Here is a 12,096-nt window from a genome sequence, read left to right as displayed (position 1 = left end):
ACATAGCGGTAGCAGGCCCACAGCGACCGCACCCGCGCGGAGCTATGGTCGACCGCATGATGCGGGATCCGACCGATCCATCCCCAGGTTCAGACCATCCGCCTGCGACCGGAACCACCAATATTGCGGCCGCTTGCCAGGACACGAGAGCTCCCACTCCCCCGTCTCCGCGGGTCGGCGCGCTCATCCGTGCTGCGTGGCAATTCCGGATCCGGCAAATCAACCGTCGCCCGAGCCCTGCAACTCCACTACGACCACGCCCAGACCGCACTCATCGCCCAAGACAACATCCGCCGCACCATCCTCCGCGAACCCGATACAGCCCACGCGTTCAACATCGACCTGCTCGAGCTCATGGCCACCACATGTTTGACCGCCGGACGGCTGGTCATCGCGGAAGGAATCCTCGACGCCGACCGCTACGGCGCGGCGTTGCAGCGGATCGCCGGCCACGCGCGGCGAGCGCTGTTCTACGCCTGGGACCTGACATTCTCCGAAACCGTGCACCGACACGCCCAGCGACCACAGGCCGCCGAATTCGGCATCGAAGAAATGCGGTCCCGGTACCACGGCTGGCAGCCACTCCACTTCAGCACCGAAACACGTATCGATGCCACCTGGGACCTCGACACCACCATCAACCGCATCCTCGGCGACTTGACAGCCCATCCAGGTCCGCTCGTCGATGCGCCCTCTCCTCAGCGGGCCTACGGGGTGGCGGTGAGAACATGCTGGGCGTAGCAGGCACCGGGCCATAAGGAGGCCGATGCCAACGCCAGCTCGCAGTACAGAAAGCCAGGTGTCTTGGCGAGAATGCGTCCGCGCTCAAAGACATCGGAGCCATTGCGCCGGGCCCGGTCAGCGTGACCATCCCAGGGCGTCCCGGCGGCGCCGGTGCAAGGCGTTCTCAGCTCTCATTCTGAACTGATCGATTGGCCGAAGGCCTACATCGAACCCGCTTCCTCCGAGCAGTATCTTCAATGGGTTTCCGGCCCCATGCCTGGCGACACAGCTTCGCCCCCGACGCCGAAGCGCGGTCCCCCACTCGCGCCGGGCGGCGCCGACTCCGGCGATGGTCGCGGCGGTGTAGGTGCCGGTGCCAAGACACGGTTGCTGGCGCAGAAATGCCACAGAAATGGTGTCCGGGTTGAGCGCTAACACCTACACGCTGTCTTGACCTGCGGATATGTCGAAACCGATTCATAGAATCTGCGTATAATCGCAGGTCAGAAGGTTGAAGAAGTGTCCGGAGGGGGACTTGAACCCCCACGCCCTATAACGGGCACTAGCACCTCAAGCTAGCGCGTCTGCCATTCCGCCACCCGGACCGGTGTGCCAAGCAAGAGTATCGGATCCCGCCACCCAGACAAAATCGCGGGCCCTACCTGGGGATATTCAGTAGCCACGCGGTGTGCCGGAGATTCCGGACCGGAGGGCGCTGCCGATGGGTACATTGTGTTGCGCAACAAGACCATAGTGGTGAGGAGCCTCGGGTGGGACACGATGTCGCGGTTGTTGTCGGGGTCGGTGGGATGGGGCGGGCCATCGCCCGCCGGATCGGGGGTGGGCGCAGACTGCTGATCGCCGACTCCGACAGGGGCAATCTGGCCTCGGTGGTCGAGATGCTGGCCGGGGAGGGGCACGATGTGACCGGACGGCAGGTCGATGTCTCCGACGCGGAGTCGGTGGCGACATTGGCCGGGGTCGCGGCAGACCTCGGCCGGGTGACCCGCATCGCCCATACCGCGGGGGTATCACCGACCCAGGCGGACACCGAGGCGGTGTTCGAGGTGGATCTGCTGGGAACGGCGCTCGTGCTGGACGCGTTCGGGGAGATCGTCGCCGACGGTGGGGCCGGGGTGGTGATCGCGAGCATGGCGGCCCATCTGGCGCCGTTGCCGGACGATCAGGTGGCCGCGCTGGCGACGACCCCTTCCGCGGAATTGCTGGATCTTCCCTTCATAGACCGGGACCTCCACCCGGGGATCGCCTATGTGATGGCGAAGCGGGGGAATGTGGCGCGGGTGCAGACCGCGGCCGTGGCGTGGGGCCGGCGCGGAGCACGGCTCAATTCGATCAGTCCGGGGGTGATCTCGACGCCGATGGGCCGGCAGGAGCTGGAGGGTGAGTCGGGGGCGGGGATGCGGGCCATGGTGGAGGCCTCGGCGACGGGACGGTTGGGGACGCCGGACGATATCGCCAACGCCGCGGCTTTCCTGCTCGATCCGGCGGCGAGTTTCGTTACGGGGACCGATCTGCTGGTCGACGGCGGTGTGGTGGCCGGTGTGCGGGCGGGTGCGGCGGCGTAACCGCGGATGAAACCGGGCGGGGCGCCTGTTGCATGATCGGAATACCGGTTGCCTCGGCCTCGGGCGTGGGCGGCCGGATGACCGACTTACGAGGCCGCTGGCCCCACCGAACCGGCGGCCGAGCGACCCGAAAGTGTGCCGTGCCGAACACCAGAGTTCCCGGGATCCATCTCGGCCCCGAAAAAGATACCGCCCTCGCCCGGGGAATCCGGGACGGCGGTGGCCGCCTCGTTCCGCTCGACGAAGCGGACGCCGTGGTGTGGGCGGGCGGTCCGCGCGAATTTCCCACGGAGTTGCCGGAGTCGGTCCGCTGGGTGCAGCTGCCCAGCGCCGGTATCGAGCGCTGGCTCGACGCCGGACTACTCGACGGGAAACGGGTCTGGACCTCGGCAGCCGGCGCCTACGCCCCCAGCGTCGCCGAGCACGCGGTGATGCTGTTGCTCGCCGGGGTGCGGGGGCTCGGGGAGCAGGTGCGGGCCACGTCGTGGCGGAAGACGGAGTTCGATCCGCGGGTCGGGACGTTGCGCGGCACGACCGTGGCGATCATCGGTTGCGGTGGTATCGGGCGGGCGATGATTCCGCTGCTCACCGCGTTCGGCGCCGAGGTACTGGCGGTGACCAGGTCGGGTAGGCCGGTGCCGGGAGCGGTGGAGACGGTGGATGCGAGCCGGACGGCCGAGCTCTGGTCGCGCGCCGATCATTTCGTCATCGCGGCACCGGCGACGGAGGATACGGCGCGGCTGATCGACGCGGCGGTTCTGGCGACGTTGAAACCGACGTCCTGGATCGTGAACATCGCGCGTGGGTCGTTGATCGACACCGATGCGCTGGTGCAGGCGTTGAGCGCGGCGACGATCGGCGGGGCGGCCCTGGACGTCACCGATCCGGAACCGCTGCCGGAGGGGCATCCGCTGTGGACGCTCCCGAATGCCATCGTCACCCCGCATCTGGCGAATCCGGGGAACGGGCTCCCCGGATTGCTCGCCCAGCATGTGCGCGCGAATGTCGAGCGTTTCGCGGCCGGGCGGCCGCTACTGGCCGTTATCGAACTCGCGCGCGGCTACTGACGCGGCGGTCTCCGATCGAGCGGAGACGCGGAGCACGCCGATAGGGGCGTGACACGCCGGTCAGACTTCCAGCACCTCCTCGACCGGGCGCCGTGGCGTATCCGCGAGCGGGCCCGCGGCCCGCGGGCTCCAGCCGACGCGCACCATGGTCTGCGGATACGCGCAGTCGTGGAGCAGGCCGGTGCGGATCTCCTGACGGGTTTCGAGCAGGCCGAGCGGCTCGGTCTGCAGACTGGTCGCCAGGCCCAGCTCGGTGGCCGTCAGCAGCAGGGCACTGGTCGCCTCGCCGGCACGCAACTGCGCCCGCCGGTCGTCGTGCGGGGTGCCGATCACGAGCCACTGGGCGGCGTCGGGATGGGCCGCCGGATCGGGCAGCGCCGGCTCGGCGAACACCCGCAGGGGTATCTCTCCGGCTGCTCGGGGAGCCGGGGCGTTACGTGAGGGAACGCCGTCGGTACGGCGGTGCGGGCCACTCCATGCGGCGAGTTCCTCCTGGTAGGCGCGGTCGGTGGCGTGTAGTGCGACCACGTGCCGCATAGGTGTCTCCAGTCGCGGCAGCATCCGGTCCGGTACCTGCCGGACGGCGGCCCCGAAACCGGCGACTCGCGTGGCGAGTGCCCGGATATGCCGGGCGGGGACCGGACGCGGCAGGTACCGGCGCCGGTCGGTGCGGCTCAGCAGGATGGCGGCGGCCAGTTCGATTTCGGCGTCGGTCGGCCGGTGCGGCGCGGTGCGGACAGTGGCGAGGTGCTCGGGGCCGGCGGGATCGGGGCAGTAGGCGACGGTGGTGGCCCAGCCGAGCGCGGCCAGCGCCACCCGCAGGTGGTGCGGATCGGGTGCATCACGGCGAGTCGCGAACTCCGGCCGAGCGATATGCGATTTCCCGCTGTCGAGGACAGACACTGTGGCGCCGCCCGGCAGCGAGCCGGCCCGCACCGATGTCCGGACCCCGCGGGCACGCGGACGCGCCGCCCCGAATTACGCAGCGGGACCGGGGATCCTGCGGCCGCCCCGGGCCCGGATGAGGAGGACCGATGTGATGTCCGCCATAGGCAGGCCGGGCTCGGCCGCTGCCCCACCTCGCACTTCACCCCTCCGGCCATAGGGCGGTACGACACGCGGCGGCGCCCACTGTTTCCCACGCCGGTTGCGGGGTAGATCGCCAGTAGTCTGGGCTACCGCCCCTGTGACCTGCTGGAACGTATGCGATACACCGAGGAAAGGGATGCACACATGCTGATACGTCGGCTTGCCCGCCCGCTGCTGGCGAGTACGTTCGTCGTGAACGGAGTCGAAACCCTGATGCATCCGCAGTCACGGGTCCGGGAAGCGTCGACACTGGTGGAGAAGGGCCAGGAGTCGCTACCGCCGAATATCGCGAGTTCACTGCCAACGGACCCCGATACGCTGGTCCGGATCACCGCCGCGGTGCAGATCGCGGGTGGCGCCCTGCTGGCCCTCGGTAAAGCGCCACGTCCGGCGGCATTGGCACTGGCCGCGACGGTGGTTCCGGCCACGATCACCGAGCAGAATTTCTGGGCGGAAACCGACCCGGAACGCAAAGCGGCGAAACGAACGGCCTTCCTCAAGGATATGGGCCTGCTCGGCGGCCTGATGATCGCGGCCGCCGATACCGCGGGCAAACCGTCTCTGGGCTGGCGGGGGCGCCGGGCCGCCCGGCGCGCCGCCGGGACGGTCGGCGGGGCTCTTCCGATCGCTTCCTCCGGTCGTAACGGAACCGGGGAGGCGCTGCGCCACCAGTTGCAGCACGCCACCGAACTCGGACGCGACCTGGCCGGCTCCGCGGCTGGTAAAGGCGCGGAACTGGCGGGGACCGTCCAACAGCGCGGCCCCGGCTGGGCCGAGGCCGCCAAGCAGCGCGGGGCCGGACTCGCCGACACCGCCAAGCACCGGGGCGCCGAACTCGCCGACACCGCCAAGCACCGAGGTGCCGAACTCGCCGATACCGCCAAGCACCGGGGCGCCGAACTCGCCGACTACACCCGCCTGCGCGGGGCCGTACTGGCCGATACCGCGCAGACCCGGGGACCGGAGTGGGCGGAGGCGGCCAAACACCGGGCGGCCGAGCTCGCCGATCGCACGCGCAGCCGGAGCAGCGAACTCGCCGGCACCGCTCAGGCCCGCGGGCCCGAATGGGCGGAGGCGGCCAAACACCGGGCGGCCGAGCTCGCCGACCGCACGCGCAGCCGGAGCAGCGAACTCGCCGACACGGCCCAGGCTCGCGGGCCCGAATGGGTGGAGGTAGCCAAACACCGCACCGCCGAACTCGCCGACCGCGCCAAGCACCGGGGTAGTGAACTCGGCACGGCGGCGAAGAAGCAGACCAGGAAACAAGCCAGGAAGCAGGCCAAGGAACAGCGGGTGTACCTGGCCAAGATCTACCCCGACGGCCGGTTCGCGGCGAAGAGCCGCTGAGACAGTGCGACCGAATGCCCGGGCGTGCCGCTACATGCCCGGGCATTCGATGATGGGAGGGGGATAATCCTGAGCTCCCGACCGCCACGGCCGGTGCACCGCGCGCCCGCTGATTCCGGCGAGTTCGGGCACCCAGCGGCGCACATAGTCACCGTCCGGGTCATAGCGGTCGGCTTGACGCAGCGGGTTCAGTACTCGGTTCGGCCGGGTGTCGTTGCCGGTGCCCGCAACCCACTGCCAGTTGAGTTGATTATCGGCCAGGTCGGCGTCGACCAGCCAGTAGCGGAAATGCCGCGCACCGATCCGCCAATCGACCCGCAGGGATTTCGTGAGGAAACTCGCGGTGATCAGCCGGGCCCGGTTCGGCATCCAACCCTGCCGACGCAGCTGGCGCATACCGGCGTCGACGATCGGGAACCCGGTGCGTCCCTCGGTCCACGCCGTCACCGCCTGGGGATCGTTCCGCCACCGGATCGCGCGCTCGCGGTAATCGCCCCACGCCGCGCGGGGCCGGGCGGCCAGCACCTGATGGTGGAAATCTCGCCAGGCCAGCTGGCGGATGAACGCGGAGCCGTCCGCCGTGGACCCGTCGGCGCGGTCCACCACCTCCGCCGGTGACAGGCAGCCGAAGTGCAGGTAGGGCGACAGATGTGAGGTGGCGTCCGCCGCCAGATCGTCTCCGTACCGGGCGTACCCCGTGATACCGCTGGAAAGCCAGTGGTGCAGCAACTTCCGTCCGGTGCTCTCGCCACCCACGGCCAACTCCGGGGACGGTTCCCCGGCGGCCGGGCCCGGTTCGGGGAGCGCGCCGGGCGGTACATCCGGCAGGTCGAGCCGAGCCGGGGCGCCGAGCCGGGCCCTCCGCGGGGCGTCGATCCAGCGGCGCCAGTAGGGCGTGAACACGGCGAAATGATCCCTTCCCGAGGGCCGGAGCTCGCCGGGCGGGACCACAGTGATCGAGGCGGGGTGCACTCGCAGCTCCCGCTGGTCCCGCGCCAGGCGGTCCCGCAGCCGCCGCTCCCGGGCGCGGCTGTAGCCGCTGACGTCCGTGGCGATGTGCACCGTGGAGGCCTGTGCCTCGGCCGCCACCCGCGCGACCTGTTCGGCGACTTCCCCGGCGCGGACGATCAGCCGGGCACCGAGCGCACGGAGTTCGGCGTCGAGCTCGCGCAGCGCGGCCGCCAGGAAATACGCACGATTGGGGGAACAGGAGTCCCCGGCCAGGATGGCGTCGTCGAGGACGAACAACGGCGCCACCGCTCCACCGTCCCGGTGCGCGGCGGTGAGGACGGGGTTGTCCCGTACGCGCAGGTCGCGGGTGAAGAGGGCGACCGAGGCACCGGTCACTGTGACCAGACCAGGCAGAAGGTGTGCCCCACCGGGTCCCGGTACACCCGGAAGTTCTCGCCGGCCTGTACGAAGGTCGCGCCCAGAGCCAGCACCGCGGGTTCGGCCACCGCCACATCGCTGACGAGCACATCGAGGTGGAGCTGCTGTGAGCCCGCGGGATCCGGGAACTCCGGCGGGCGGTACTCGGGCGAATGCTGGAACGCCAGGCGCCGGCCCTGGGGATCCACCATCGCCACCCAGGTGTCGTCGCTTTCCTCGCGCACCACTTCCCCACCGAGCAGACCGAGATAGAACTCGGCCAGCTTCCACGGATGCGGGCAATCCAGCACCACCGTACGCAATCCCTCGACCCCGTCGGCCACCATGGGTTCTCCTCCTTCCGAATCCGGGCAATGCTGCCGACGTACCCGGGGTGGGAACAGGGAAAACCTGTACGCCCTCCGGGGGGAGCGCTGGGCGGCGGCGGGCGCAGGCCGGTGGCGTGGGTGTTCGCTCAGTGGGCCGGCGGTGCCGGGACCTCTTCGTAGACCTGTCCCGGCGCGGCGGCCAGCAGTCGCTCGGTCATTTCCTGTTTCAGCACGGTCAGCCGCTCGTCCTCGGCGCTGTCCCGATCGCGCCGGGCGCCGAGGGCGATGAATTCGGCGGTGACGAACCCCGCGTCCCGTAGGCGCAGGAGGACGGTCCGGCCGCGGTAGCCGAATTCCCAGACATAGCGGGCCAGGGTGGCGCCGCGCGCGGGGGTCGCCAGTCCGGTGTCGACGGTGAAACGACCATCGGTGACCGCGCGTAACGCCCCCTCCACCGCGTCCCGGCCGCCGGGGCCGGGAAATGCGGTCCGCACGGTGATCTCGCGACGTTCCACGGCACCGAGGATTCCCACGGCGTGCCGCATGGCGCAGTAGGCGTGCGCCACACCGCCGGGGAACTGCGGACCGTGGTATTTCATCAGATCGTCGAAGGAGAAATCGATCCGTACCCCCGATTCGAATACGGTCAGCATGTTCTGTCCGCCTTTCCGGTGGCCCAGTAGAGCGCCGAATAGAGCAGTTGCGTGGCCCCGGGCATGAATCCGGAGCCGTGATGGTAGACGGGGTCCATGGTGGTGACGAGCAGCCTTCCGGGAGTGGATGTTTCGTCGATGTAGAGGATGGAGCCGTCGCGGTCACCGTCCTCGGTGTGCAGGTCCACCAGGCTCACCGCGCCGTCGGGTGGTTCCAGTACCCCGTGGTAGTGCCAGATCACGGCGCGTTCGGCGAAGAACGCCCACGCCGGATGAGCGGGTGCGCGGAGCCGCAGCCGGTGGTCTTCACCGGTGCGCCACCACCAGAACACGGTCGGGCGCCGCTGTTCCCGCACGCCGGGTAGCCACTGCCCCACCGCGTTCTCGCCGAAGACGACGACCGTCGCGCCGCGGGCAAAGCAGTCCAGTATCGTCTCCGTCCACCGGGCCAGGAGGTCCGGCCGTAACCGGTCCGCGACCACCACCACTTCGGCATCGGCGAGTTCTTCGAGGGCCGCGGTCCGTATATGGACCGGGCGTATCCGATAGGGGGCCAGTGCGGGATCGGCCAGGGTCGCCAATTGCGCGTGGGCGCCCCCGTGCAGGAAGACGATCCGCGTGGCGGCGGTGGCGGGTCCGGTCATCGTGCCTCCAGCCATCGCAGAATCCGTGCGCGCAGTTCCCCCGTGCCCCGGTCGGGGTGGGCGAATTGCAGCAGATCGTTACCGCCGTGTACGAGCACACGGCCGGCACCCAGCGGGTACTCGTAGTCGATCGGGGCACGGGTGCGGCCGATCGTATGGACGATCCGGGCGCCCTCCGGAAGATCCGGATAGCAGCCGCGTCCGTAGAATCCCGCGACACCGATACGTTCCAGTTCCGCGAACGGCACCGGCCCACGTGTCCCGGTGTTGTACAGGAACGCCTTCGGATCGGTACCCGCCCAGACCGGATGCTCCGTGACCCGGGTCAACGCCAGGTCCGCGGGAGTGCGGAACTCGAGTGCCCGCCAGCGGGTGAGCCCGTCGAGGAACACCCGCTGCACATGCCCGTTGATCAGGATCCGTCCACCGCGAAGGACGAACGAGTCGAGCAGTGGGCGCTGTTCCAGCAGGAACTCCTGATCGACGTCGCCGGAGAGGTAGATCCCGGTGACCTCCGCGGCGCACACATGTGGCAGGTCGTAGACATCGATCTCGTGGAAACCGTCGACCGGACCACCGGCACGGGGAGCCATCACGGCTTTCAGGACGCTCATGCGATCCCCCGTCCGAAGTCGGGAACCGTCAAGCGCCGTACGGCGCTGGGTGTCGCGATATCGGCCGTGACTATCGGCACGCCGTACATCTCCGAAAGGAGGGTGCCGGTGAGCAGTTCCCGGGTGGGGCCGAGCCGCTGTTCCTCCGGCGACACCATCAGCATCGACCGCTCGGCCGCGTGCAGGGCGTGATCGGGGTGATGGGTCGTCATGATCACCGCCATCCCCTCGTCCGCCAGCGCCCGTAGCACGGTGAGGACTCGAGCCTGGTTACGGAGGTCCAGGGCGGCTGCCGGCTCGTCGAGGACGATGGTGTCGCAGTCGGAGACCAATGACTCTGCGGTACATAGCCGACCCGGCCGGTCGCCTCGACGGTGCCCGATACCGGCCGGGTGATCCCCGCCAGGCATTTCAGTAGTGTCGTCTTGCCGCGCGCGTTGGGGCCGAGCACCGCGAGAACCTCCCCCGCCCCGGCGCGCACCGAGACATCACGGAAGATCCACGGCCCTCGGGCCGAATACCGGAACGAGATCGATCTAGCTTCGAGCATCACTACCCCACAGGCGGGTCCGGTTGCGGATCAGCAGAACCACGAAGAACGGGGCGCCGATGATGGCGGTGAGGATCCCGATGGGGATCTCGGCGGGGCTCACTGTGCGGGACAGCGTATCGATCACGGTGAGATACCCGGCACCGAGCAGCGCGCTGACCGGGAGCACGATCCGGTTGTCGGTACCGACCATCATGCGCACCAGATGCGGTACCACCAAGCCGACCCAGCCGATCACCCCGGCGACCGAGACGGAGCCCGCGGTGACCAGGGCGACACACAGCAGGAGCAGGGTGCGTAGCCGTCGCGGGTCCAGGCCCAGCGCGGTGGCGTCCTCATCACCCATGGCGAGAATGTTGAGCCGCCAGCGCAGGGCCAGCATCACCAGGCCCGCGACGACGATCGGGACGGCCGCGGTCAGGACTTTGCCGTAGCTCGCGGTCGCCAGTGACCCCATGAGCCAGAAGACGATCGACGGGAGTTCGGTGTAGGGGTCGGCGATATAGGTGATGAAGGAGACCATCGCCTGGAACATCGCGCCCACGACCGTGCCGCCGAGGATGATCATCAGCAGTGGCGCGCCGGGTACCGCCCGGGCGATGGTCACCACCAGAGCCAGCGCGAGCACCCCACCGGCGAACGCCCCGCCCACCAACGCGACCCCACCCAGCCCGGTGAGCAGGACCAGCACGCCGCCGAAGGAGGCACCGGAGGACACCCCCAGCACTTGCGCACTGGCCAGTGGATTGCGGAAAACCGCCTGCATCACGGCACCGGTGAGGGCCAGCCCCGCCCCGAGCAGCAGCGACAGCAGCACCCGGGGCATCCGCACATCCAGCACGACGGTGCTCTCCCGGGCGTACCAGGTCTGCTCCAGCGGGAAGACCTGCCCGAGCAGGATGCGCACGATCTCGTTCGGCGGGACCGTATAGCGCCCGATGGCGAGCGCGCCGAGGGCAACGGCGGCCAGCAGCACCCCGAAACCCGTGATCACCAGCATATTTCGTTCGAGTACCGGCCACGACCGTTTTACGGGGGCCGGGGAACGGTCAACGGAGGAACTGGTCATAACCCGCGGCACCCCGGTTCATATCGAAACGCAGCACCTGGTCGATCTCGTCGTCGGAGATCTCGTAGGCGAACAGATCGTCGAACGCGGCCCGGATATCGGCGCGCAGTTCGCCGTCGCGGGCGCCGGGGTAGAGGATCCGGTGCATCCACTCCCACATCAGCGGTGATTCGGCGCTGGGCACCTGCCAGCGGTAGCCGCCCAGGGGTGTCTTGTACACGCGCTTGTTCTCCACGGCGCTGACACTCGCCAGCCGGGGATCGGCATAGATATCGGCGGGGGTGCTCTCGTCGAATCCGCTGAGCATGATGACTTCCGGATTCCAGGCCAGGATCTGCTCCGGGCTCACCTGGCCGGAATCGGAGGTGAATCCTTCGGTCACCAGGTCGGCACCCACCAGATCGAACTGGAAACCGTCGTAGCCCTGGGCGCTGGTGGTGCTGTAGGTGTCACCGGTGCGCGACAGGATCATGGCCCGGGGCCGAGGGCCGGCTTGGGCGGCCACGTCCGCGCGCATCTCGGCCTGCTCGGCGCGCTGCCAGTCGACGAGTTCCCGGCCTCGTTCGGGTTTGCCGGCGATCTGCGCGAACAGCGTGATCCAGCTCTCCAGATCCTCCTGGGTGCCGTATTCGAGACCCACCACGGGGAAGCCCGCGGCCTCGATCGGCGCGGTGACACCTGTCCCCCGGTCGCCCCACTGGATCACGACATCGGGGTCGAGTTGTAGCAGCGTCTCGACATTGGGCACGAAATCGCTGCCCGCCACCACAGCGGATTCGGCGGAGGCGGGAAACATGGTCGCGAACATGCCGCCGCGGTTGGCCACCAGCGTCGACTGGTTGATGCCCACGATCCGATCGTAGCTGCGGTCCACCGCCGCGAAGATCGACGGCGCCGGCATCACGGTGAACGCGACCTTCTCGGCCGGCCCGGCCAGAGTCACCGTTTCGCCCCGCTGGTCGACGATCGAGAGCGCTCCTGCGCCCATCGCGGCCTCGCCGGTCTGCGCCTCCCGGGTCGAGCATCCGGCGGTCAGCGTGAGGGCCGCGGTCACGCC

14 protein-coding genes and 1 tRNA gene are annotated in these 12,096 nt (G+C 69.2%); 4 read left to right on the top strand and 11 right to left on the bottom strand.

Features of this window, described 5'->3' with window-relative positions; genetic code table 11:
- The first annotated feature begins 189 nt into the window (after positions 1-189).
- Positions 190-741, top strand: coding sequence for an AAA family ATPase (locus ACYR7D_RS18005; RefSeq protein ID WP_459545740.1), 552 nt, complete (start codon positions 190-192; stop codon positions 739-741).
- Positions 742-1,243: 502 nt separating this feature from the next.
- Here the strand turns inward: ACYR7D_RS18005 and ACYR7D_RS18000 are convergent.
- Positions 1,244-1,328, bottom strand: a tRNA-Leu gene (locus ACYR7D_RS18000).
- A gap of 165 nt (positions 1,329-1,493) precedes the next feature.
- Here ACYR7D_RS18000 and ACYR7D_RS17995 point away from each other — a divergent pair.
- A complete protein-coding gene (locus tag ACYR7D_RS17995; RefSeq protein WP_459545739.1) occupies positions 1,494-2,309 on the top strand; it encodes an SDR family oxidoreductase in 816 nt (271 codons plus the stop codon).
- Positions 2,310-2,449: 140 nt separating this feature from the next.
- A complete protein-coding gene (locus tag ACYR7D_RS17990) occupies positions 2,450-3,376 on the top strand; it encodes a D-isomer specific 2-hydroxyacid dehydrogenase family protein (RefSeq protein WP_459545738.1) in 927 nt (308 codons plus the stop codon).
- A 60-nt stretch (positions 3,377-3,436) separates the two neighbouring features.
- Here ACYR7D_RS17990 and ACYR7D_RS17985 read toward each other — a convergent pair whose 3' ends face one another.
- Positions 3,437-4,279, bottom strand: coding sequence for an Acg family FMN-binding oxidoreductase (locus ACYR7D_RS17985; RefSeq protein WP_459545737.1), 843 nt, complete (start codon positions 4,277-4,279; stop codon positions 3,437-3,439).
- Positions 4,280-4,609: 330 nt separating this feature from the next.
- On the opposite strand from ACYR7D_RS17985, the gene ACYR7D_RS17980 reads away from it, so the two are divergent.
- Positions 4,610-5,812 carry a DoxX family protein gene (locus ACYR7D_RS17980; protein WP_459545736.1) on the top strand — a complete coding sequence of 401 codons (1,203 nt, stop codon included), beginning with the start codon at positions 4,610-4,612 and terminating at the stop codon, positions 5,810-5,812.
- Positions 5,813-5,842: 30 nt separating this feature from the next.
- Here ACYR7D_RS17980 and ACYR7D_RS17975 read toward each other — a convergent pair whose 3' ends face one another.
- From ACYR7D_RS17975 to ACYR7D_RS17935, 9 genes are all read right to left on the bottom strand, one after another.
- On the bottom strand, positions 5,843-7,159 hold the full coding sequence (locus ACYR7D_RS17975) for a cryptochrome/photolyase family protein (protein ID WP_459545735.1): 1,317 nt from the start codon (positions 7,157-7,159) through the stop codon (positions 5,843-5,845).
- On the bottom strand, positions 7,156-7,527 hold the full coding sequence (locus ACYR7D_RS17970; RefSeq protein WP_459545734.1) for a VOC family protein: 372 nt from the start codon (positions 7,525-7,527) through the stop codon (positions 7,156-7,158). Before ACYR7D_RS17970 ends, ACYR7D_RS17975 begins: the two co-directional genes overlap by 4 nt.
- 128 nt (positions 7,528-7,655) lie before the next feature.
- On the bottom strand, positions 7,656-8,162 hold the full coding sequence (locus ACYR7D_RS17965; RefSeq protein ID WP_459545733.1) for a hypothetical protein: 507 nt from the start codon (positions 8,160-8,162) through the stop codon (positions 7,656-7,658).
- The gene (locus ACYR7D_RS17960; RefSeq protein WP_459545732.1) at positions 8,156-8,806 is read right to left on the bottom strand and encodes a hypothetical protein; all 651 of its coding nucleotides are present in this window, start codon (positions 8,804-8,806) and stop codon (positions 8,156-8,158) included. The genes ACYR7D_RS17965 and ACYR7D_RS17960 overlap by 7 nt, the downstream gene beginning before the upstream one ends.
- On the bottom strand, positions 8,803-9,420 hold the full coding sequence (locus ACYR7D_RS17955; RefSeq protein ID WP_459545731.1) for a hypothetical protein: 618 nt from the start codon (positions 9,418-9,420) through the stop codon (positions 8,803-8,805). The genes ACYR7D_RS17960 and ACYR7D_RS17955 overlap by 4 nt, the downstream gene beginning before the upstream one ends.
- Positions 9,417-9,752 (bottom strand): hypothetical protein, encoded by a 336-nt coding sequence (locus ACYR7D_RS17950; protein WP_459550329.1) that lies wholly within the window; start codon positions 9,750-9,752, stop codon positions 9,417-9,419. The genes ACYR7D_RS17955 and ACYR7D_RS17950 overlap by 4 nt, the downstream gene beginning before the upstream one ends.
- Entirely contained in the window at positions 9,635-9,970 is a 336-nt protein-coding gene (locus ACYR7D_RS17945; RefSeq protein ID WP_459545730.1) for an ATP-binding cassette domain-containing protein, read from the bottom strand. The genes ACYR7D_RS17950 and ACYR7D_RS17945 overlap by 118 nt, the downstream gene beginning before the upstream one ends.
- Complete coding sequence (locus ACYR7D_RS17940) at positions 9,957-10,970, bottom strand: FecCD family ABC transporter permease (RefSeq protein ID WP_459545729.1); 1,014 nt, start codon at positions 10,968-10,970, stop codon at positions 9,957-9,959. Before ACYR7D_RS17940 ends, ACYR7D_RS17945 begins: the two co-directional genes overlap by 14 nt.
- A gap of 49 nt (positions 10,971-11,019) precedes the next feature.
- Positions 11,020-12,093, bottom strand: a complete 1,074-nt coding sequence (locus ACYR7D_RS17935) for an ABC transporter substrate-binding protein (RefSeq protein WP_459545728.1) — start codon at positions 12,091-12,093, stop codon at positions 11,020-11,022.
- Positions 12,094-12,096 lie beyond the last annotated feature (3 nt).

The sequence above is a fragment of the Nocardia sp. X0981 genome (assembly GCF_977089955.1).
This window is presented reverse-complemented; position numbering and strand designations above follow the sequence as displayed.